16 protein-coding genes are annotated in these 23,264 nt (G+C 52.2%); 12 read left to right on the forward strand and 4 right to left on the reverse strand.

The features are described 5' to 3' along the window. The first annotated feature begins 74 nt into the window (after window positions 1-74). The 3 genes from BZG20_RS00190 to lolE are packed head-to-tail and all read left to right on the forward strand — an operon-like array spanning window position 75 to window position 3,179. Window positions 75-1,262 carry a lipoprotein-releasing ABC transporter permease subunit gene (locus BZG20_RS00190; RefSeq protein WP_077577741.1) on the forward strand — a complete coding sequence of 396 codons (1,188 nt, stop codon included), beginning with the start codon at window positions 75-77 and terminating at the stop codon, window positions 1,260-1,262. Continuing rightward, on the forward strand, window positions 1,255-1,944 hold the full coding sequence (lolD, locus tag BZG20_RS00195) for a lipoprotein-releasing ABC transporter ATP-binding protein LolD (RefSeq protein ID WP_046073138.1): 690 nt from the start codon (window positions 1,255-1,257) through the stop codon (window positions 1,942-1,944). The genes BZG20_RS00190 and lolD overlap by 8 nt, the downstream gene beginning before the upstream one ends. Next, the gene (gene lolE / locus BZG20_RS00200; protein WP_077577742.1) at window positions 1,941-3,179 is read left to right on the forward strand and encodes a lipoprotein-releasing ABC transporter permease subunit LolE; all 1,239 of its coding nucleotides are present in this window, start codon (window positions 1,941-1,943) and stop codon (window positions 3,177-3,179) included. The genes lolD and lolE overlap by 4 nt, the downstream gene beginning before the upstream one ends. 204 nt (window positions 3,180-3,383) lie before the next feature. Here the strand turns inward: lolE and BZG20_RS00205 are convergent, their stop codons facing one another. After that, window positions 3,384-3,941, reverse strand: coding sequence for a DUF2062 domain-containing protein (locus tag BZG20_RS00205; RefSeq protein WP_046073140.1), 558 nt, complete (start codon window positions 3,939-3,941; stop codon window positions 3,384-3,386). Between the two features lie 116 nt (window positions 3,942-4,057). Between BZG20_RS00205 and BZG20_RS00210 the strand changes: the two genes are divergently transcribed. The 5 genes from BZG20_RS00210 to kdsB are packed head-to-tail and all read left to right on the forward strand — an operon-like array spanning window position 4,058 to window position 10,020. Next, complete coding sequence (locus BZG20_RS00210; protein ID WP_158010005.1) at window positions 4,058-6,268, forward strand: DNA internalization-related competence protein ComEC/Rec2; 2,211 nt, start codon at window positions 4,058-4,060, stop codon at window positions 6,266-6,268. Between the two features lie 43 nt (window positions 6,269-6,311). Continuing rightward, window positions 6,312-8,066, forward strand: a complete 1,755-nt coding sequence (gene msbA / locus BZG20_RS00215; RefSeq protein WP_046073142.1) for a lipid A ABC transporter ATP-binding protein/permease MsbA — start codon at window positions 6,312-6,314, stop codon at window positions 8,064-8,066. Window positions 8,067-8,068: 2 nt separating this feature from the next. Then, window positions 8,069-9,064 carry a tetraacyldisaccharide 4'-kinase gene (lpxK, locus tag BZG20_RS00220; protein ID WP_077577744.1) on the forward strand — a complete coding sequence of 332 codons (996 nt, stop codon included), beginning with the start codon at window positions 8,069-8,071 and terminating at the stop codon, window positions 9,062-9,064. 9 nt (window positions 9,065-9,073) lie between these two features. Further along, window positions 9,074-9,256 (forward strand): Trm112 family protein, encoded by a 183-nt coding sequence (locus BZG20_RS00225; protein WP_046073143.1) that lies wholly within the window; start codon window positions 9,074-9,076, stop codon window positions 9,254-9,256. After that, complete coding sequence (gene kdsB / locus BZG20_RS00230; RefSeq protein WP_077577745.1) at window positions 9,253-10,020, forward strand: 3-deoxy-manno-octulosonate cytidylyltransferase; 768 nt, start codon at window positions 9,253-9,255, stop codon at window positions 10,018-10,020. The genes BZG20_RS00225 and kdsB overlap by 4 nt, the downstream gene beginning before the upstream one ends. Window positions 10,021-10,106: 86 nt before the next feature. Here kdsB and elyC read toward each other — a convergent pair whose 3' ends face one another. Then, window positions 10,107-10,880 (reverse strand): envelope biogenesis factor ElyC, encoded by a 774-nt coding sequence (gene elyC / locus BZG20_RS00235; protein ID WP_046073145.1) that lies wholly within the window; start codon window positions 10,878-10,880, stop codon window positions 10,107-10,109. A 115-nt stretch (window positions 10,881-10,995) separates the two neighbouring features. Here elyC and cmoM point away from each other — a divergent pair, with 115 nt between their 5' ends. From cmoM to mukB, 4 genes are read left to right on the forward strand one after another with little or no spacing between them, the layout of a single operon-like run. Further along, on the forward strand, window positions 10,996-11,805 hold the full coding sequence (gene cmoM / locus BZG20_RS00240; protein ID WP_046073796.1) for a tRNA uridine 5-oxyacetic acid(34) methyltransferase CmoM: 810 nt from the start codon (window positions 10,996-10,998) through the stop codon (window positions 11,803-11,805). Further along, complete coding sequence (gene mukF / locus BZG20_RS00245) at window positions 11,802-13,166, forward strand: chromosome partition protein MukF (protein WP_046073146.1); 1,365 nt, start codon at window positions 11,802-11,804, stop codon at window positions 13,164-13,166. Before cmoM ends, mukF begins: the two co-directional genes overlap by 4 nt. Continuing rightward, window positions 13,147-13,878, forward strand: coding sequence for a chromosome partition protein MukE (mukE, locus tag BZG20_RS00250; protein WP_046073147.1), 732 nt, complete (start codon window positions 13,147-13,149; stop codon window positions 13,876-13,878). Before mukF ends, mukE begins: the two co-directional genes overlap by 20 nt. Beyond that, window positions 13,875-18,326 (forward strand): chromosome partition protein MukB, encoded by a 4,452-nt coding sequence (mukB, locus tag BZG20_RS00255; RefSeq protein ID WP_077577747.1) that lies wholly within the window; start codon window positions 13,875-13,877, stop codon window positions 18,324-18,326. The genes mukE and mukB overlap by 4 nt, the downstream gene beginning before the upstream one ends. A gap of 55 nt (window positions 18,327-18,381) precedes the next feature. Here the strand turns inward: mukB and BZG20_RS00260 are convergent, their stop codons facing one another. Next, a complete protein-coding gene (locus tag BZG20_RS00260; protein WP_077577748.1) occupies window positions 18,382-20,697 on the reverse strand; it encodes a methyl-accepting chemotaxis protein in 2,316 nt (771 codons plus the stop codon). 185 nt (window positions 20,698-20,882) lie between these two features. Then, the gene (locus BZG20_RS00265) at window positions 20,883-23,198 is read right to left on the reverse strand and encodes a methyl-accepting chemotaxis protein (RefSeq protein ID WP_077577749.1); all 2,316 of its coding nucleotides are present in this window, start codon (window positions 23,196-23,198) and stop codon (window positions 20,883-20,885) included. Window positions 23,199-23,264: the final 66 nt, after the last annotated feature.

A 23,264-nucleotide genomic window follows, 5' to 3' on the forward strand; every position in this document is an offset into this window, starting at 1 on the left:
TACAAGGTCGGCTTGGCGTCCCCCCATTGGACAGGTATGCTTGCAGCGAATCAAAACAATAAGCTAGGTGCGCTATGTTTCAACCCTTGTCGGTGTTTATTGGCTTGCGATACTTACGCGGCCGCTCAGCCGACCGTTTTGGACGCTTCGTCTCCTCGATGTCGACGGCAGGCATTGCCATTGGCGTGATGGCGTTGATCACCGTCTCGTCGGTGATGAATGGCTTTGAAGCTCAGCTGAAAGGCCGAATTCTCGGCGTGTTGCCTCACGCGATTATTGCCAACGGGCAAGCAAACCCAGATCAAACCGCGATTGAGCGTTGGCCTCACGTGATTGATACGGCACCGATACAAACCACGGATGCCGTGATTCAAAGCCGCAAAGGCTTAAGCGCCGGCTTGTTAGAGGGCATCGACCCCAGTGCGCATGAGCCCTTGGCTTCCCACCTATTGCAAGGTGAACTGTCGGCACTGGCAGCCGGGCGCTATCAAGTGATCATTGGGCGTAGCATGGCCGCTGAGTTACAACTGCGCGTCGGGGATGCTGTCCGCGTGATGGTAACCAGTGCCAGTCGTTTTACACCGATAGGTCGGATCCCCGCACAGCGCTTATTTACGGTGGCGGGTATCTTTCACACAGGGACGGATGTCGACGGGCAATTAATGCTGGCTAACATCGACGATGTGGCGAGACTCAGTGGGGTGTCACCGTCTCAAGCCAACGATTTACGCCTGTTTTTAGATGATCCATTTGCCATTACCCAATTAAAGGCAAACGCTGATCCCGATACATGGACGGATTGGCGTGTTTGGCGCGGCGAGCTGTTTCAAGCGGTAAAAATGGAAAAGAACATGATGAGCTTGATGCTGAGCCTGATTGTGATTGTCGCCGCGTTTAACATTATTTCCGCGCTGATCATGGTGGTCATGGAGAAACAATCTGAGGTCGCGATTTTAAAAACTCTTGGGATGCAAGATAAAGACATTGTTGCTGTCTTTATTGCCCAAGGCAGTTTGAGTGGTGTGCTGGGCGCCGCGGTAGGTGGCGTGCTCGGTGTGATCCTATCGGCATACATCAATGAAATCATGTCTATTTTTGGTGTGAGTCTGCTGGGTAACGGCCTAGCGTTACCTGTGGTTATTAATCCTTTTCATGTGGCGATGGTATTAGGCTTAGCGGTCGTGCTAAGTGTGCTAGCCACGCTATTTCCTGCGTTTAAAGCGGCATCTGTTCACCCTGCTGAGGCACTGCGTTATGAGTAAATCTTTGTTGTCCTGTCACCGCGTCAGTAAAACGTATCAAGAGGGCGGACAGCCGACCTGCGTGTTAAACGATGTTTCCTTGACCATTGCCCCGGGAGAGCTGGTGGCGATAGTGGGCTCCTCTGGCTCGGGGAAAAGTACATTATTACACACCTTAGGGACGCTTGATTTGCCCTCGGAAGGTGACGTGTGGATTGAGGGTGAGGCGGTCAATGCGATGACGGCCAAGCAGCAAGCAAAGCTGCGCAATCAAACGCTTGGGTTTGTGTATCAATTCCACCATTTGCTCGCCGATTTCACCGCGCTGGAAAATGTGATGATGCCGCTTTTGATCAACAAAATGAGCCACAGCGCCGCGTCTGAACGTGCGACGGCCATGCTCAACGCGGTAGGGGTCGGACACCGGCTCAGCCATCGCCCGGCAGAGCTATCAGGTGGCGAACGGCAGCGTGTGGCCATTGCACGTGCATTAGTCAATGAACCCAAGTTGGTACTGGCCGATGAGCCGACCGGCAACTTGGATCATACCACTGCGCTCGAAATCTACGATTTGATGCGCCAGTTAAATGCCCAACATGGCACGGCCTTTTTAGTGGTAACCCATGACGGTGAGCTGGCAGCAAAATTGGATCGTCAACTGACCATGCAAGACGGTCAGTTGCTGGGGCAGGAGGGAGCATGAAGCCTTTATCGTTGGCCATCGGTCGTCGTTTTAGTCGCGCCAGACAACGCAATCGCTTGGTCTCTTTTATTTCCTTATCGTCAGTGATCGGGATTGCGGTGGGGGTGATGGTGATCATTGTGGGTCTGTCTGCGATGAACGGCTTTGAGCGCGAACTGAATCAACGTGTGCTGTCTGTGGTGCCGCATGCACAAGTGTTTGGTGTCAATGGCCCTATCGATAACTGGCAACAGGTCAAACGTCAGACTGAGCAGCATCCCGATGTCGAGGCTGCGGCTCCCTATGTTGAGATGACGGTGTTGATGGAGCATGGCTCTGCGCTGCAACCTGCGCAAATTCGCGCTGTCGATCCGGATGATGAGCAAACCGTGAGTCGTATTGGTGATTATATTGAAGGTGGCTGGGAGAGCTTGCCAGCTGGGCAGTCGCAGATTGTGTTGGGACAAGGCGTGGCGGCGAAGTTGGGCGTCAGTCAAGGAGATTGGTTAACGGTCATGGTTCCCGCGGCGGATAGCCAGCTTGCATTGCGCGCCCCGAAGCGAGTGAGAATGCAAGTGGCTGGACTGTTGCGTCTCGGTGGACAAATCGACCATTCATTGGCCCTGATGCGACTTCAGGACGCGCAAACTATTATGCAAATAGGACAGTCAGTGACCGGTGTGTCTCTAAAGGTGTCTCCAGTGTTGCAGGCCCGTCAGATTGTGCATGAAGTCGGCCAAACGCTAACCACCTATGTGTATCTGAAAGACTGGACGAGTGAGTTCGGTTATCTATATCGGGATATTCAGTTGGTGCGAACCATCATGTATTTGGTGATGGTGTTAGTGATCGGCGTGGCCTGTTTTAATGTGGTTTCAACCTTGATGATGTCGGTAAAAGACCGAGCTGCTGACATTGCTATTTTGCGCACCATGGGGGCGGACGATCGACTGATCCGCCGCATCTTTATTTGGTATGGGCTCTTTTCTGGTGCCTTAGGCAGTGTGTTGGGCAGTCTATTGGGGGTCACCCTCGCCACTCACCTCACGGCGATATTGTCTCAGGTCGAACAGTGGCTCGGGCATCGCTTTTTATCAGGGGATGTGTACTTTATTAATTTCTTACCCAGTGAGCTGCATGCCGCCGATGTCATACTGGTGAGTACCACGGCCATACTGCTTAGTTTGCTTGCCGCATGGTATCCAGCCCGAAGAGCCTGTCAGCTCGAGCCAGCCGCGGTGTTGAGTGCCAAATAGTGGCCATATCGCTTGGTATGCTTTGGTCACTGATACGCTTTATTTTATAAAAACCAAGAGCCCGACAATGGGCTCTTTTTGATCTGCCTCGTTGAACCCTGCAGGGAATATCATGTGTATACGCGGCGCTGACGCCTGCATCGCACTTCTGCCTGACGGCGTTTGGACGCGTTTGGTGCCTCGCGTAGATTAAATCAGGACGATTTAAGAGGGCTTGTTTGGGTTAGGCAACACTTCTTTAATTTTCTTAGGCAAGCGTAACTTACGTTTTTCCCAGCTTCTGACCACAGAATAGCGCCAGATACCGCGTACGGTGAAATAGCCGATGACAGCCATCACCAGTCCGCTGGTGGCGCAGCCTAATAAAAACGGTGGGCCGATGTGGCTCATTTGCTCCGCCAAGTAATGCCACGATAGTTCAAAGTGGAACGGGTATGGGGGACTGTTCATCATCCAGGTGCCGAGCTTATAAGCAAGATAAAAAAGCACCGGCATGGTGATGGGGTTGCTTACCCATACTAACGCGACGGCAAGCGGCAGGTTGACCCCAAACAGAATCGCTAGGCCGGCAGCCATGATCATTTGGCTTGGTAGGGGGACAAATGCCATAAACAGGCCGACGGCAAAGGCACCGGAAGCCGACCGGCGGTTAAGGCACCATAAGTTGGGATCATGCAACAGGCTACCAAACACCCTGAGTGCCTTATTGTCGCGCAATGTTTCACGCTTGGGCATATAGCGTTGGAAAAACTTCTTAGGCATACCTGTTTACATTACCTGGAAATTACGCAATGACGCTGACCTTTACATTGACTGCCGCACTGGCCGTGCTGTCGCTACCTTGGTGGCCAATATTACCGCCAATTTGGGTCTGCATCATGACAGTGATCGTCTTCTTTGTTGGGTGGAAAAGACGTTGGTGGTGGCTTGCTGGAAGCGCGTTAGGACTCACTTGGACTGTATTGTCCGCAAACTTGTATCAAGCCGACGTGATCCACGTCATTTCACACCAAGAGGATACTACAATCAGTGGGACAGTGGGCACCCTTTTCAGCGCAAAAAAGGGGGCGCAAGCGATTATTTTTGACGCCGATAAAATTAATCACACAAGATTGCCGCCTTTTCGCTCAGCCCGAGTGCGTGTTTATTGGCAATCTCCCCCGTATCCTAAGCAAGGCGAGCGCTGGCAATTGGTGGTAACGTTTAAGCCGCCTTATGGGCGATTAAACGAGGCAGGTTTTGATGCTGAAAAATATTATGTTGCACGGCGAGTACATGCCAAAGCTCGGCTAAAAGAAGCAACGCAATTGACTGAGCAAGTGACTTGGCGTCAACAACTACTCGATACGCTTAGTCCCGCTTTATCAACACTGTCCTATGGGCCGCATTTATTGGCATTGAGCCTTGGCGAGCGAGGGTGGTTAACCCCAGCGCACTGGGACACGCTGACGCACAGTGGTTTGGCGCATTTGATGGCTATTTCAGGGTTGCATATTGGTTTGGCCTACGGAATAGGGTGGCAAATCGGCCGTTGGGCGCGCGTCTTTCTCCCGGAACGACGCCTGTTTTTATGGTTGCCTTTGTACGTTGCAGTTGGGGTGGCGTCGCTCTATGCGGCATTAGCCGGGTTTGCACTGCCCACTCAACGCGCGCTCATTGCCTTGATGCTGGTCTCGATCAGTAAACGCTTGGGAGCGCGGATTTCGCCGCTGAATCTGTTGCAGTTAACCTTATTATTGGTATTGCTCCGCGACCCTTTCGCCGGTTTCTCAATGAGTTTTTGGCTCTCATTTGCCGCCGTGGGGGCCTTATGCATGGCGCATTACACACTTGCTCACACCACCGAGGGTCGAAAACAAACACGGTCTTGGCTTCGCCCTATCAAGCAGCTTATCGGTATACAGTTGATTCTATTGGTAGGAATGCTTCCTTTGCAGCTAGGGTTATTTGCAGGGATCAGCGCCGCTGCCACGCCCATTAACCTCGTGGCGGTGCCTTGGGTGGGTATGGTGACCGTACCGCTGGTCTTTGTCGGCCTGCTGAGTGAGAGTTTATCGCTTTCCCGTGTCGCAGATTGGGTGTGGGACGGGGCAAATGCCAGCCTTCAACCGGTGATGGCACTGGCCGATCAGGCGGCGGACACCTGGTTACCCGCCCCAGTCGCTTCGGCAGGCTGGGCAATATCGGCGATGGTGCTCGCTTGGGGACTCTACGGGTGGCATTGGCATCGTTTAAAGGCGGTGATGCTGGTCCTTGTCGCAGCCGTGGTAGCTTGGCGAGACCCTAAACCAGTCAACTGGCAAATTGATGTGTTGGACGTCGGGCATGGGTTGGCGGTATTGATCAGTAAGAATAACCGCGCGGTGCTCTATGACACTGGCAACCGCTGGCAGGTGGGTGGCATTGCTCAGGCGGTTATCGCGCCGATTCTGACACATCGGCAAATTAGACAGTTAGATGGCCTCATTCTCAGTCATGGCGACAGTGATCATGATGGTGGCGCGACGTTTATGTCTGATACCTATTCACCACAGTGGCGCCGCGCCAGTGAGCGGCGCGTTGGGTATCAAGCCTGTGTGGCCGGCGAGCGTTGGCGCTGGCAAGGACTCACCTTTTCGGTACTCTGGCCTCCGGCACAAAAGCCGCGTGCTGATAATGATGATTCCTGTGTGATCCGAGTGTCTGGCGATGGGCGTAGCGTGTTGCTCACTGGCGATATAGAAGCCAGTGGGGAGGCTGATTTGTTGGCGTCTCTGACCGACAAAAAGGCACTTGATAGTGACATCATTTTGGTGCCCCACCATGGTAGTGCGTCTTCATCTTCCTCCGCGTTTATTCGCGCCGTTGATCCGGTTTGGGGCGTGGCGTCAACTGGGCTTCTCAACCCATGGCAGCTTCCGTCACCAGAGGTGAAATTGGCCTATCAAAACGCCGGTATCACCTGGCTTGATACGGCGGCGAATGGCCAAGTGCGTTGGCAGAGTGTCGGCTCTGGTTGGCAGTTAACACGTTGGCGGCAGGATCGCAGCGATTATTGGTATCGTCAGATGTTTAAACGTCGGCCAGTATATTTGGACGCGGACTTGTAAAAGAGTAGAATGCCCGTCTGTTTAACACATCTAAACGATTTTAATGAGCGAATATCAAGATAAAACGACCTGGCAGACGTTTAAGCAGCTGTGGCCCTACATTGCCAACTATAAAGTAGGGCTCATTGTTGCCATTATCGCCTTGGTGATTAATGCCGCCAGTGACACCCTGATGCTCTCAATGCTGAAGCCGTTGCTTGATCAAGGCTTTACCTATGATGATGTCAAAGGCGATTTCCTCAAATGGATGCCTGTCTATTTGGTCGCACTCATGGTGATACGTGGCTTGTCGAGCTTTGTGTCCGCTTATTGCTTATCTTGGGTGTCGGGTCATGTGGTGATGACCATGCGCCGCCGGATGTTCAATCACTTTATGAAAATGCCCGTCAGCTTTTTTGACCAAGAGTCGTCCGGGGCACTGCTTTCTCGGATTACGTATGACTCAGAACAAGTGGCGTCAGCGACCAGTAGCGCGTTGGTCAGTTTGGTGCGCGAAGGGGCATCCATCATCGGTTTGATGGCGTTGATGTTTTGGTCAAGCTGGCAGCTCTCCGCCATTCTTCTGGTGATTGCGCCGGTGGTCGCGATTTCTATCCGCATCGTCTCTAAGCGCTTCCGTCGCATTTCTTCCAATATGCAAGATGCAATGGGGTCGGTGACTAGCTCCGCCGAGCAAATGCTCAAAGGGCACAAAGTGGTGCTTAGTTACGGTGGACAAGACGTTGAAAAGACACGTTTTGAGAAAGTCAGTAACCGTATGCGTCAGCAGACCATGAAGCTGGTGTCCGCACAAGCGATTGCCAACCCAGTGATCCAGTTGATTGCGTCAATGGCATTGGTGGTGGTGTTGATTTTGGCCAACACAGAGGCGATTCGCTCTGAGCTAACTGCAGGTACCTTTGCGGTGGTGTTTGGTGCCATGTTTGGTCTGATGCGCCCACTTAAATCCTTGACCAACGTGACCTCTCAGTTCCAACGCGGGATGGCGGCTTGCCACAGTTTATTTAATCTGATGGAGCTGGAGACCGAAAAAGACACCGGGACACACGCGGTGGAGCAAGTGAGTGGCGACATTAAGGTTGAGGATGTGGTCTTCACCTATCCCACTCGAGATGCGCCGGCCCTCAACCATGTGAGCTTTGAATTGCCAGCAGGGCAGACGCTAGCCTTGGTTGGGCGTTCAGGGTCAGGAAAAAGCACCATTGCTAACCTGTTAACCCGTTTTTATGAACTAGACAGTGGTGTGATTACGCTCGATGGCGTACCGATTGAGGACTATACCCTAGGTAATTTGCGTCAGCATGTCGCGGTGGTGTCGCAAAACGTTCATCTGTTTAATGACACGGTCGCGAATAATATCGCGTATGCCGCAGAAGACAAATATAGCCGTGAGCAAGTCGAGCACGCCGCGAAACTTGCTTATGCCGATGATTTTATCCGCGGGCTCGATCATGGCTATGACACCATGATTGGTGAAAACGGCGTCAGCCTGTCTGGCGGACAACGCCAACGTTTAGCCATCGCACGTGCCTTGTTACGTAATGCGCCCGTCTTGATCCTGGATGAGGCAACGTCGGCACTGGATACAGAGTCGGAGCGCGCTATTCAGGCGGCGCTGGATGAATTGCAAAAAAACCGTACCGTGTTGGTGATCGCCCATCGTCTGTCGACCATTGAAGATGCCGATCAAATTTTGGTTGTGGATGAAGGTGAGATTGTCGAACGAGGCAGTCATCAAGCGCTTCTTGAACGTGAGGGGGCCTATGCGCAGCTTCACCGTATTCAGTTTGGTGACTGAGCATGCTAGAGCAACTGTGGTTTGGTCATCAACGCCCGCTATGGTCGGTATTATTAAGACCGTTTAGTGCGTTGTTTGGCATGATAGCGCGCCATCGTCGGCGTCAATATCTGCGCGGCAAAACGCAGCGCTATTCGGCGCCAGTGCCGGTTATCGTGGTGGGGAACATCATGATTGGCGGCAATGGCAAAACCCCGTTTGTGATTTGGTTGGTGGAACAACTAAAAGCGAATGGTTACCGTCCAGGGGTGGTGTCACGCGGGTATGGCGGTAAATCTGAGCACTATCCACTCTTACTCAGCCAAACCACGCCACCGCGCACGGCGGGGGATGAGCCGGTTTTGATAGCACGTCGCACCCAAGTTCCTGTCTGTGTCGACCCCAACCGCAGCGAGGCGGTTAAACGTATCCTGCAAGAAGGTGTCGATATCGTGATCACAGATGATGGTCTCCAGCACTACCAGCTTGAAAGAGACATAGAGATCGTGATCATTGATGGCCAGCGCCGGTTTGGTAACGGTCATTATCTACCTTTGGGGCCGTTGCGCGAATCACTCGATAGGCTTGAGAGCGTCGATATGTTGGTCACTAACGGTGGGACACCACAAGGGCAAGAGTGGGGGATGCATCTGGTGCCTGGCTTGGCCGTTAACCTACGTACGGGACAACGCTGTCAAGCCTCAATGCTACCGCAAGTGGTGGCAGTCGCCGGGATTGGCCATCCACCACGCTTTTTTAATACCTTGCAGCAAATGGGCGTAACACCCGTTCACAGCCAAGGAATTAATGATCATCAAACCCTCAACGCCGACGAGCTGGACAGGTTGAGCAAGAAGGGGCAACATTTGCTGATGACAGAAAAAGATGCGGTAAAATACCAAGGGATCGCACAAGATAACTGGTGGTATTTACCGGTAGAGGCACGGCTGCCTGACGAGGTAGCTCAGGCCGTATTCACCAAGATAGAACGTTTGCAAACAAACGCGAATAAAAAATAAAGGAACGCTATGGATCACCGCCTGCTTGAAATTGTGGCCTGCCCATCATGCCAGGGCAAACTCTATTATCAACGCGATAACAATGAGTTAGTTTGTAAGTTTGATCGTGTTGCCTATCCGATCATTGATGGTATTCCCGTGCTGCTTGAATCAGAAGCTCGCGATATGTCATTGGAAGAGGTCCAGGGATGAGCCCGTTTTATGTGGTGATCCCGGCGCGGTTTGGCTCGAGCCGCTTGCCGGGTAAACCGTTGGCTGATATTGCTGGCAAGCCGATGATCCAACACGTTTATGAGCGCGCCCAAGCGGCCGGTGCCAGTCAGGTGATTGTCGCAACGGACGATCAACGTATTGAAGCGGCGGTACGGGCGTTTGGCGGTGAGGTGTGTTTAACACGTGCCGACCATGAGTCTGGCACTGAGCGCTTAGCCGAAGTGGTTGAACGCTATGGCTTTGCTGAAGATGACATTATCGTTAATGTACAAGGCGATGAGCCGTTGATCCCCTCTGCGGTGATTGGTCAAGTGGCGGAGAACCTCAGTCAGAATGACCAGGCACCGATGGCTACCTTGGCAGTTGCAATTGATGACAAAGAGCAAGTGTTTAACCCCAACGTGGTCAAGGTAGTGACGGATCATAAAGGGTTTGCCTTGTACTTCAGCCGCGCCACCATCCCTTGGGATCGCACCCATTTCGAGGCTGACTCTCCCGACATCCCACAAGCATTGTTGCGGCACATTGGTATTTATGGCTATCGTGCGGGATTTATTAGCCGTTACATTCACTGGACACCGAGCCCGTTGGAGAAGATTGAATCGTTAGAGCAGCTGCGCGTATTGTGGCATGGTGAGAAAATCCATGTGGCGGTTGCCATACAGACGCCCCCACATGGCGTCGATACCCAAGCAGACTTAGAGGCAGTGCGCGCTTATTTAGCCGCAGATAGCAACGCATAGGCGCGGTTTTACGTCTACTGCGAATGGTAATAACAAAGCCGCGAATCAATCGCGGCTTTTTTGGTGGGTGATGTGCTGTGGGGACCTTAATTGGCCGGCTGAGCGATAAAATCACGGAGACGTTGCCATGCTTGTCCCAATCGCTCGTGCCAATAGCGTTCGAACTGCTCGAGGTATTGCGCACGTGGACCGTATTTTATCCATGGCTGCTTAATTTGCTTTTGCGCCATGAAGTTAGTGGGAGCCGGGATGGGATCGAGTCCAGCGCTTTGAAACTCGTACACGGCACGATCCATATGTGCCGCGGATGTCACGAGCACTAGGTTACTACTGCCAACCACCGATGCGGCTTGGTAGGCTTCCTCCCACGTATCCTTGGCGGTTTCAAGCAACAGGATACTGTTTTTATTGACACCCAACGCCATTGCGACGCGTGCCAACATACGCGCATGGCTGACTTCATAACCATGGTCATAGCCCGACAAAATTAGCTTGGAGGTGGGGTACATTCGGTGAATACGGATGCCTTCTGCGAGGCGCATTAACGCCGCACGAGAAAGCTCTGAGGTTGGGGGTATGGCGTCATCTACGACATGACTGTTGCCCAGTACCATTACAAAGTCTACCGGCTTTTCCGTGGGGAGAAACGCGGTGTATTGACGCTCAAGTGGACGAAGGAGCCCAGAGGCGACCGGTTGAAACGAAGTGAGAAAAATCCCAGCAAACGCAACGAAGATAACAAAAGATGCCAGCCTTTTACGCTGAGAGAACCAAAGCAGGCATAGCCCGAAAAGACCCAACAATAACAGCGCGGGCAAGGGCATTATCAAGGTTGAGATAAGTTTTTTTAATTCAAACATGCAATGTCGCCCGAAATATAGTCAAACGAGGCACAAATAATGCCATAAACCTTTATTAACGTAAGGCTTGTGACAGAATATGCCTTTCTACCACTCAATGATAACGAATGCCATTGTGACTGAGGATAAAAATTTCGACGACATTGCCCACAAATTTGTTAAAAACATTTATGGATCGGGCAAAGGCGAAATCCGCCAAGCGGTCGTTTGGCAGGACATCGAGCAGATCCTGCACTGTTTTCCGCCTGAGCAGACCCTGCATATTTTAGATGCCGGCGGTGGGGTTGCCCCTATGTCTCGGCACTTGGCGGCGCGCGGTCACAGGGTCACTTTATGTGATCTTTCTTCGCAAATGCTCGACTTAGCCCGTCAGGAGATTGAACAACAGGGCTTACTTGCGCAGTATCAGCTGGTTCATTCGTCGGTGCAGACGATTGGCGACCATTTGAGCGATCCGCCGGATGTGATTTTATTTCATGCGGTACTGGAGTGGACCGCGGAGCCGGAGCAGGTATTGAAAGACTTGCTTAAGCAACTGCGCCCGGGGGGGATCGCATCGGTGATGTTCTATAACCAAACCGGGTTGCTCTTTAAGAACCTCGTGTGCGGTAACCTCACGCATGTTGAGGAAGGTATGCCGCATCGTAAGCGGTTTAAGCTTCAGCCACCTAAAGGCTTGCAACCAGAGAGCGTGTATCGATGGATGCAAGACAGTGACATTATCCTCAAAGGTAAAACAGGCGTACGCACCTTTCACGATTACATGCGTGATACCAATATTGGTGATTTTACCTTTGAGCAGGTCATGGCGTTGGAGCAACAGCTTTGCCGCCAAGAGCCATTTGTGTCTCTGGGGCGATATATCCATGTATGGGGACAGCACAGTGCCCCAAGCAATCAAGATAAAAACAAGGACAACGGATGAGTGATCAGGCTCAGTCTTCCCAGTCGTGGACAGACGACGCTCAGACAGTACCTGAGTTGGTCAGTTGGGTAAAACAAAGTGACTTAGGGTTAAACCTGCCGCCAGAGCGCTTGGCATTCTTGCTGGCAATGGCGGTGATGAGTCAAGAGCGGTTGGAGGACGAACTGAGCGAGCATGAGCTCGTGGATGTCTTTCGACTGGTCAGTGAGCAGTTTGTTAGCGGTGAAGGTGCCACGCTTGGCAATGTTGCTTTTCGCGCCAACAATGCGATCAACGAAATGGTGCAAGCACGGTTGCTAAGCCGGTTTACCAGTGAAATGACCGATGGTGATAGCATTTACCGCCTCACGCCATTGGCGCTAGGTATTGCGGACTATTACGCCCGTCATCGTGAATACTCAACGCTAAAGCTGTCGGTACAACTGTCTATGGTGGCTGACGAAATCGCTAAGGCGCGCCGTGCGGCGGAAGAAGATGGGGATGCGACCTTTTGGCGTCATAACGTCTATGGTGTGTTGAAGTACTCGGTCGCCGAGATTTTTGACCGCATCGATCTTAATCAGCGCGTGATGGATGAGCAGCAACAACAGGTAAAAGAAGATATTGCTGCGCTCCTCACCCAGGACTGGCAAGCCGCAATCGCTAACTGTGAATACTTGCTCAACGAAACCTCGAGTACCTTGCAAGAGTTACAAGAAACGCTGCAGGCCGCGGGGGATGAGCTTCAGAGTCAGCTGCTTGAGATTCAAGAAGTGGTGCGGGGGCGTGATGATCTTGAGTTCGTCGATCGCATGGTATACAGCTTGCAAATGAAGCTGGATCGTATCGTGAACTGGGGACAGCAAGCGATCGACCTATGGATAGGTTACGACCGCCATGTGCATAAATTTATTCGCACCGCGATTGATATGGATAAAAACCGTGCATTCAGCCAGCGTTTACGTCAGTCGGTATCGGACTACTTTGACGCGCCATGGTTTTTAACGTATGCCGATGCTGAGCGACTGCGTGATACGCGAGATGAAGCCTTGGTGTTACGTGACGATGAAGTCACCGGAGAGATGCCAGAAGAGGTGGCGTTCGAACAATTAAGTGTGGTTGACGATGGCCTTTCACAGAAAGTGTCACAGATGCTCAACCGCCATCGAGAAACCGGACAAGCGATCGACTTAGGTCGTGTCCTGAAAGATTACTTAGCCGAGCACCCACAAGCTCGCCATTTTGATCTCGCGCGCTTAGTGATTAACCAAGCGGTCCGCATGGGCTACTCCCAATCTGATCTTAACGCGATTCAGCCTGATTGGCAGGCGATTAACGACTTCGGAGCTAAGGTACAAGCGAATGTCATCGATAAATACTGAACAGCCAATGCCAGAAGGGCTGGCCAAAGCCATTGCTAACCCTTTGTTCCCGGCGTTGGACAGTGCACTGCGTGCTGGCCGCCATATTGCCAGCGACGATCTGGATAACCACGCCTTGCTGATGGAATTTGAGCAAGAGCTGAATATTTTTTACCAGCGTTATAACGCTGAATTGGTCCGCGCGCCAGAGGGCTTTTTCTATCTTCGTCCTCGCTCAACCAGTTTAATTAGGCGTAGCGTGCTATCTGAACTGGATATGCTGGTTGGCAAAGTCCTTTGTTTTCTGTACTTAAGCCCAGAGCGCTTGGCCCAAGAGGGGATCTTTACCACCCAAGAGCTTTTTGATGAGCTATTAGCGTTGGCTGACGAGAAGAAACTGATGAAGTTGGTCACGCATCGCGCAACAGGCTCAGATCTTGACCGTGAGAAGCTTTTCGACAAAGTGAAAACCTCGCTGCGACGTTTGCGTCGTCTCGGGATGATCTTACCCATCGGTGAGGGAAGTAAATTCCGTGTCAGTGAAGCAACGTTCCGCTTTGGTGCTGATGTACGAAGCGGTGACGATCCACAAGAAGCCCAATTGCGTCTGATTCGTGACGGGGAAGCCGTGGTGCATAGCCAAGCGCACATTCAATCAAGCTTGCTCGATGAGCACTCGGATGAAGACGCAGACAATGCCGATACAGAGACAACAGAGGAGCCGACAGTATGAGCCAGCGCGGTAAGTATCACTCACTCACCATGGTGAACTGGAACGGCTTTTTTGCACGAACCTTTGATATTGATTCCCTCGTCACCACCTTATCAGGCGGGAACGGCGCGGGTAAGTCGACCACCATGGCGGCGTTTATCACCTCGTTGATCCCTGACCAAACCCTGTTGCATTTCCGTAACACCACAGAGGCAGGCAGCTCAAGTGCTTCTCGTGATAAGGGGTTGCACGGTAAATTGCAGCCAGGTGCCTGCTATGCCGCCTTGGATGTCGTGAATTCACGCCAACAGCGGGTGCTGTTTGGTGTGCGTCTTCAACAAGTGGCAGGGCGTGATAAGAAGGTGGATATCAAGCCGTTCGTTTTACAAGGCTTGCCTTCTTCTGTGGCCCCAACCGATGTGTTGGTCGAGACCTTAAATAACGGTCAAGCGCGTGTACGCCAGCTGAACGAAGTAAAAGAGGCGGCGAGCGCCTATGAAACCGCGCACTTTAAAGCCTTTAACTCGGTCACCGACTATCACGCGCAAATGTTTGAATTTGGCGTGCTACCGAAAAAGCTGCGCACCCAGCAAGATAGAGGCAAGTTTTATCGATTAATTGAAGCGTCACTCTACGGCGGCATTTCTAGCGCAATCACCAAGTCGTTGCGCGAGTATTTGTTGCCACAAAATGGTGGTGTGAAAAAAGCCTTCCAAGATATGGAAGTGGCGCTGAAAGAAAACCGTATGACGCTTGAGGCAATTAAGCTGACGCAGCGCGATCGTGACTTGTTTAAGCATTTGATCACGGAAGCGACCCATTATGTGGCCTCGGACTACATGCGTCATGCCAATGAGCGCCGAAGCAAGCTGGAACAAGCGCTGTCGTTGCGGGCGGAGCTGAACGCCGCACAACAGACATTGCAGCAAAAGCAGCAGCATGCGGAAACCATGCGCGCAGAATTAGCCGAGCTGGAAGCCGGGCAAGATCATCTCGAGCAAGATCACCAAGCGGCGGCCGATCATCTGCAGTTGGTGCAATCGGCGATGCGTCAACAAGAAAAAATTGAGCGTTATGAGGAAGATTTGCTCGAGTTGTCGGAGCGACTCGAAGAGCAAATCATGGTGGTGGAAGAGGCCACAGAGCAGCTTGCTGACGCCGAATTGCGCGCGGCGCAGAGTGAAGAGGAAGTGGATAGTCTGAAGACTCAGCTTGCCGACTACCAACAAGCGCTCAATACGCAACAAACGCGCTCCCTGCAGTACCAACAAGCCCTTAATGCCTTGGAGACGGCCCGTCGCCTCACTGACGATGAGACCCTCAGTGCAGACGAGGCCACGACACGCTTACACGCGTTGAAAGCGCAAGAGTCAGAACAAACGGATCGGGTTTTGTCCCTCAAACACAAACGCGATCTTGCTTCGGCCACGGCCAATCAGTTTGAACAGGGCTTGCGTCTTTTGCACCGTCTTGATCCATCCGTGCACCGTGCTGAGGCTGGCAAGGCCGCCAAGCGTTGGGTTGAACAGGGTAGAGAGCGTCGTTATCTGGCCGATAGCCTGACGCAGCGCCAGTATGAACAGCGCGAATTGAGCCAACGGGCTGAGCAGTATCAGCACGCGAGCCAGTTAGTGTCGGAGTATCAGACGTTAACGGGCGAAACGCTGGCTAACAGTGAAGCGGTCGAGCAAGCCGTGGCGCTGCAGCAAGCGCGACGTGAGGCGCTGCAAGAGGAAAAAGACACCCAAGCCGAGCAACTGCGTGAGCTCGCGCGGACACAGGACGCGGTGGACGCACAAATCCAAGATCTTGAGCTCAAAGCACCGACTTGGTTTGCGGCCAATGACGCCTTGACCAAACTGGAAAGCCAAACTGAAAAAAGCTTGGTGGACAGTCAAGCGGTCATGGAGGCGATGCATGCGACGCATGAGGCGGTACGCACGCGCACGCAGCACCAAGATCAGCTGGGCAAACAAAAAGCAGACATTGAACAAGCGATTGAGCAATTGGCGCAGCCTGGTGGCAGCGACGATGCACAATTGCAAGGTCTCGCCGATACCCTTGGTGGCACCTTACTCTCTGAAATTTATGATGATATTACCCTAGATGACGCCCCTTACTTCAGCGCACTCTATGGCCCGGCACGGCATGCCATCGTGGTGCCCGATCTCAAAGGCGTGAAGGATAAGCTCACGGATTTGGACGCTTGCCCTGATGACTTATACATCATTGAGGGGGATGCCGACGCGTTTGATGATAGCGTGTTTGATGCACAAGAGCTGTCGGGTGCCGTGTGTGTACATCTAAACGATCGGCAAATGCGTTATTCGCGCTTCCCGGCCACGCCACTGTTTGGTCGCGCTGCCCGTGAGCACCGCCTTGAGCAGCTACGTGAGCAACGGGAGGCCTTGGTTGAAGAGCACGCCAAAGCGTCCTTTGATGTACAAAAGTGGCAACGCCTATCACACGCATTTAGCCAATTTATTGCCGAGCATCTCACGGTGGCGTTTGAGCCCGACCCTGAGCAGGCGATCGCCGCTTGCCGCGAAAAACGCGCACAGACTCAGCGGGCGATAACCGATGCCAAGCAAGTGTTGGCACAACACGAGGCGGAGGTGGCGCGCTGTCAGCAAGCGCTACAAATCCTCGATAAGCTTCGCTACTGTGCTGAGGCGCTCACAGAGGATAATCTTGAGGCACGCTTGCAAGCGGCTATCGAGCGCGTAGAGACGGCGAAAGAGGCACAAGGCTTTATCCAGCAACATGGTGAAACCTTAGCGGCATTGGAAACCAGCCTGGCAACACTCGACAGTGACCCTGAGCAATTTGATAAGCTGGAGCAAGCCTACCAAGAGGCGGATAACACCTTGCAGGCGATTAAGCAGCAAGTGTTTGCTGTTGCCGATTTAGCGGAGCGTCGTCCGCATTTTGCCTATCAAGATGCGTCAGATATGCTGACGCAAAGCAGTGAGCTTAACGAACAGCTTAAAGCCAAACTGAAAGATGCCGAGCAGGTGCGCCAACGTGAACGCGAATCGCTCAAGCAAATTCAGTCGCAGACGAGTCAATATCACCAGGTGCTTGCCTCACTCAAAAGTGCCCATCAGTCTAAGCAAGAGACGCTGAACGAGTTTAAGCGAGAGCTCGGTGAGTTAGGTGTGCAAGCGGATGAAGACGCCTTAATGCGCGCACAAAGCCGCCGTGATGCCTTGTACGAGCAAATGCATCAGGCCCGGCAGCGTCACAGTGAACTCTCGCGTGGCATTACGTCACTGGACATGGAAACCAAGTCGCTCACCAAGGAGTTGCGTAAACTGCTCAAGCAGTACCAAGCGCTTCGTCAGTTTGTGGTCAACGCCAAAGCGGGTTGGTGCAGTGTCCTGCGTATTGCGCGCGACAACGGGGTGGAAAAACAACTGCATCGTCGAGAAATGGCATACATGTCAGCTGACGAGCTCCGCTCTTTGTCGGATAAATCCTTGGGGGCATTGCGCCTTGCGGTCGCTGACAATGAAACCTTGCGTGATGCCTTGCGCGCGTCGGAGGATGTCGGACGGCCTGAGCGTAAAGTCTTATTCTATGTGGCTGTGTATCAGCATTTGCGCGAGCGTATCCGTCACGACATTATTCGCACCGATGATCCGGTCGAAGCGATTGAGGAAATGGAAGTCGAGCTGGCAAGGCTCACTGAAGAGCTCACGCAGCGTGAACAACGTCTGGCGATCAGCTCCGAGTCGGTAGCCAACATTATTCGCAAGACCATTCAGCGCGAGCAAAACCGGATCCGTATGCTCAACCAAGGGCTACAGAGCGTGGGCTTTGGTCAAGTGCAAGGTGTGCGCCTCAATGTGTCTATCCGTGAAACCCATGCACAGTTGCTGATGGGCTTGGCTGAACATGCTGACCAGCACCAAGATTTATTCGGCAATCCAAACCTCACGTTTTCAGAAGCGATGGCCAAGTTATTCCAACGTTTGAACCCGCATATTGAAATGGGACAACGTGCCCCGCAGACACTGGGCGAAGAGCTATTGGACTACCGTAACTATCTGGACTTGGGCATTGAAGTCAACCGTGGAACAGATGGTTGGCTGAAAGCGGAATCCGGCGCGTTGTCGACCGGTGAAGCGATTGGTACCGGCCAAGCAATCTTGTTGATGGTGATCCAAAGCTGGGAAGAGGAGTCACGCCGACTGCGTGGCAAAGATGTGATCCCATGTCGCTTACTTTTCCTTGATGAGGCGGCCCGTCTGGATGCCAAATCGATCTCGACCTTGTTTGAGTTGTGTCATCGTTTAGATATGCAGCTGTTGATTGCGGCACCAGAAAACATCAGCCCAGAGCAAGGCACAACGTATAAACTGGTCCGTAAAATCTTCAATGATCGCGAGCACGTTCATGTTGTGGGCTTGCGCGGGTTTGGTGAAGAGAAGCGTCGGGAGCTAGAGCGTGAGCCGGTGATGGAATAATCGTCAGACAAGGCGAAAACGAAGGGGTCGACCTTGAGGCCGACCCCTTTGGGTTTTAGTCGGTTTTAAAGTGACTGATCCGCGCTTCCAGGGTACGGGCATGTTCACGTAAGTGATTGACGGTTTGTTCAGTGTTGCGCGTCCGCTCTGAAACATGGTCGGCCGATTGTGCCATCGTGTTGACATTTTGGCTGATTTCATCGGTCACCTGCGTTTGCTGGTTGGCTGCGGTGGCAATTTGCATGTTCATCTCGTTGATTTGCTCAATCATGGTTTTGATTTGCCCCAGCTTGTCGTTGTTTTCGTGACAATGCTCAACGCTTTGGGTCACCGCGTCATTGGCTTGGGTCATCCCATCGGCGGCACCGCGCGTCTCCTGTTGCAAGGCGTCGACCTTGGCACGAATTTCCTCCGTAGAGGATTGGGTTCGTGTCGCCAAAGAACGCACTTCGTCAGCGACCACAGCAAATCCGCGTCCTTGCTCACCAGCACGGGCCGCCTCAATCGCCGCATTGAGGGCTAACAAATTGGTTTGCTCGGCAATTTCTTGAATTACATCCAACACCGACCCAATGGACTCACTCTCGTGTGATAGCTTCTCCATCGAGCGGGTGGCTTTGTCCATATGATCTTTGAGTGTTTGCATTTGGCTGACCAAGGCTTCGCCTTTTTGGCTGCCTTCATTGGCGGTTTGGGTAATCGTGTCAGACGCTTCAGAGGCATTGCTCGCATGCTCTGATACTTCGCTGATGGAGGCGGCCATCTGTGTGGCAGCGGTAGCGACCTGGTTCGAGCTTTTGGCTTGCTCGTCCACTTGCCCACGTACAGCCACTACGTCATCACTGATATCGTTGGCTGATGACAACAAGGTTTTTGACGCGTCGTGTGTTTTTTGAATCACGTCTCGGAAGCTTTGGAACATTTCGTTGAGGCTGTCAGCCAACGTCGAGAGCTCATCTTTACTGGTATGGTGCAACGTGATCGTCAAATCTTTACTGTCTGCCACCTGTTTGATACTGGTGGCGAGTTTTAAGATAGGCGCGCCAATGCTTTTACCCAACCAATACGCTGCTAGTGCGGCGAGACTGCCTAGCAGCACTGCCGTAAACGCGGTCACAACGCCGATGTCTGTGCGTAATTTGGTAATGGCTGTAAAGACTTCATCGGTGTCTTGTTGACTGATCACCGCCCATGTCACCCCGTAAACGTCAATGGGTGAATAAGAAGCCAGTACCTCAGTATTACGATAGCTCGTTTGCGTGACAAACCCTTGCTCTCCCCGTAGCGCTCTTTTTACCGCAGGGTTATCGAGGGGTTGGTTACCAGCGGCGGAGTTTTGATAATCAATACGGTGAATGGTATCGGCATTGAGCCCTTGGCTTTCTAGTGCACTGAGGTAGGCGTCTTTATCGTCACTCAACAGACGTGGCTGCGTGCGTAATAGGTTATCGGGACCAACTAATAATATTTCACCACTGGTGCCCATCCCTGACTCTGCCCATTGACCATTATTACTAATGAGCTCACTGATACGATCGATCGGCATTTGAAATATCAACGCCCCGATCTGCTGACCATTTTTATAAACTGGACTCGAAATAAATGAAGCCGGACTGTCGTAGGAGGGATAGTAAGGGCGAAAGTCTATAAAGCCCAGCTCACCCTGAGGCGCTTTGCGTACCGCTTTATAGGCATCAGCCAAGCCACTGGTTGAATACGGGCCGGTTAACAGGTTGGTCGCGTAATCCAGCTCTTTGTAAACGCTATAGACAATATTACCCTGATTATCGACCAGGAAAATATCGTAGTAGCCGAAGGTCTTTAAATAATGCTGAAAGTTGGGATGAAAGACGCTGTGGATCTCACTGTAGACACTGCCGTCGTTGGCTTTCGCCATGGCATCTTTACTTCCTAATGGATGGGGGTTGCCGCTGATATACGCGTGTTGCAGCCGTTTAGCTACATCAGGTAACTGATTGTACCTTCCCATTACGTCGGTGGATGTATCGTTAATCTCTTGATAGGTCGCGCCGAATTGATTGCGATAATAACTGGCCAGTTGGCTCTCTTGGCTAGGGGAGTTGGCAGTGTCTGCGGCGATGGTGTTAAACGCTTGTGCCAATTGTGCCAGTGCATCTTCTGTCATGGTGGAGTCTGACAGCGTATTAATTTGATCACCAATGAACTTGAAGTAATTACTTATTTCTGACTTTTTCGACGCTTTCACCGCCGTTAGTTGCGATTTTACTTTCTTATCAAGTGCTTGTGATGATAAGCCGATGGTTCTAAACGCTAAGATAGCCGCAATAGTTAAAACACAGGTTAATGATGCCGCAACGATTGCGAGCGTGATCTTATTACTGATTCTCATCGTGACACTCCTTCCTACCTCACGTTTTGAATCTAGTCACGGCGGATAAAAAGTGCGTAGAAAAGGGGATGAAATTTGAACAAATGGTGAGCGTGTGTCTAGCTAGTAAGGCGTAATGGGTGGTTTCTAGACAGACAGCGAGAAAAGCAGGGAGGTGCGATGACCTCCCTAGGTAGCGTGAGTATTTACTCAGTTTTGAAATGACCGATAGTATCAGCCAGACGTGCTGACCGTTGGCTTAAGCCGGTGACGGTTTCTGCGGTGTCATGCGTGCGTTGTGAGACGGTTTCAGCCGATTGCGCGATATCAGAGATGCTTTCGCTGATTTCTGTCGTCACTTGCGTTTGCTGCTGGGTGGCATTGGCAATGTGTGAGGTCATCTGATTGATTTCGGTGACCATGTTGGCAATATCAACCAGTGCGGCGTTATTTTGCTGACAATAATCCACACAAGCGTCGACGGTTTGGCTGGTGGTATCCATATCTGCCACCGCTGACTGCGTCTCTTGACGTAATGCGGCAATTTTATCGCGGATACTTTCGGTCGAGTCTTGGGTACGTGAGGCGAGGGTGCGTACCTCTTCGGCGACCACGCTGAACCCGCGGCCTTGCTCGCCCGCGCGCGCCGCTTCAATCGCCGCATTCAGTGCCAACAAGTTGGTTTGCTCGGCAATGGCTTGAATCACATCCAGTACGGTACCGATTTCTTCGCTCTGTTGCGATAAGCGACCCATGGTCGCTGTTGCAGCATCCATGCTCGATGACAAGGTGCGGATTTGCTCAACCAGGTCGTCACCAATTTTTGAGCCCGTGTTGACGGCTTGCGTGATGTCATCAGACGCGGTGGAGGCTTGGTCTGCATATTGGGCAACGTCCGTGACGGAAGTGGCCATTTCTGTCGCTGCCGAGGCAACTTGATGGGTATGCTTGACTTGGTCGGCGACCCTATCGCGCATAGTGACCACGTCTTGATTAATGTCGTTAGAGGCTTGGCCGAGTAACCCAGAAGCTTGGTGCGCCTCTTGAATCACCTGTTGGAAACTGGCGAACATGTCATTGAGCGAGCGGCCGAGCAGTGCCATTTCATCTTTACCGCTATCAGGTAAGCGTTGGGTTAAATCTTTATTTTCTGCAATGGTTTTGATCCGTGTAGTGACCGCAATCATTGGTTTGGCAATATTGCCACCGAGAATATAGGCAATTACGATCGCCACGCCAACAAGTACCAACGAGGTAATAACCGTCGCTTTTAAAATAGTGTCTTGCATGGCAGCGACTTGTGATAGCGCCTCTTGCTGACTGATTTGATTGACCAGTGCCCAGCGCTTGCCGAAGACATCAATCGGTGAGTAAGCGGTATAGACGGTTTGGTTGCGATAACTCTGCTCTTTGCCAGTGCCCGTTTCGCCGGCCAGTGCTTGCGCAATGCTTTGGGATGCCATCGGCATTTGGCCCGCTGCGGTATCGGTGAACTCAATGCGGCGAATCAAGTCGGGTTTGACGCCATTGGTGCGCAACAAGTGTAAATACTCAGATTTGTCCTCTTGTAAAGCGCGCGCTTCGGTGCGGAGGACTTTATCAGGCCCCACCATAAACATTTCGCCGCTTTGTCCAAAGCCTGCGGATTGCCATTGGCCTTGACCGCTGATCACGCCACTTAAACGCTGAATCGGCAATTTAAAGATAAGTACACCCTGCGTTTCGCCGTTTTCGACGATAGGGGTGGCGATAAATGAGGCCGGTTCATCGTAGCTGGGAAAGTAAGGGCGATAATCAACAAAGCTGATGTCACCGGCTTGCGCGTCAATGGCTTCTAAGAAGGCATCGCCCATGCCGCTGGTAGCGTAGGGGCCAGCAAATAAGCTGGTTCCAAAGTCAATCTCTTTGGCCACTGAATAGACGATACGGCCATTGGCATCGGCTAACACGATGTCTTGGTAGCCAAACGTTTCGGCAAAGCGATGGTAGTTGGGATGATATTGAGTGTGCACCTTGTCATACGTGGAGCCATCGTTGGTTGTCACCAACTTGTCTTTCTCGCCCAAAGGATGGGGGCTGCCGCTGATATAAAATTGCTGCAGTGTCCGCGTGGCAGGGGCTAGCGCTGCGAGGTTGGAGCGTGCATTGGCGTTGGTATCATTGCGCGCTTTGTAAACATCGCCGAAAGTGTCGGTGTAGTAGTCTTGCAGCGCGCGCCGGGCCGCTCTATCGGTGCGGACTTCACGACTGTAGCGTCGATAAGCTTGGCTAAAAGAGGTCACCGCATTTTCGGTCATGGTGGAGTCGGCCATTGAGGTTAATTGCTGGCCGATAAATGAAAAATAACTGGTTAATTCAGAGTGCTTGGCTTCGCGTACGGCTTTAAGCTGGCTAATCGCCTGCTCTCGCATTTCATCGCCAAACAGTGYGGTGGTTCGGTTTGCCAACACCGCGGCGGTGGCGACAATACAAATAACACAGGCGGAGATGATCGCCGCAGAAACCTTGGTGCGAACTTTCATACTACTAAACTCCTGAAACGTCGTTATGACGGCATCAAATCAAGGCACCTTACTGGCGTAAAGTGG

It is taken from the genome of Salinivibrio sp. IB868, from assembly GCF_001995655.1.
Lineage (GTDB): Bacteria > Pseudomonadota > Gammaproteobacteria > Enterobacterales > Vibrionaceae > Salinivibrio > Salinivibrio siamensis.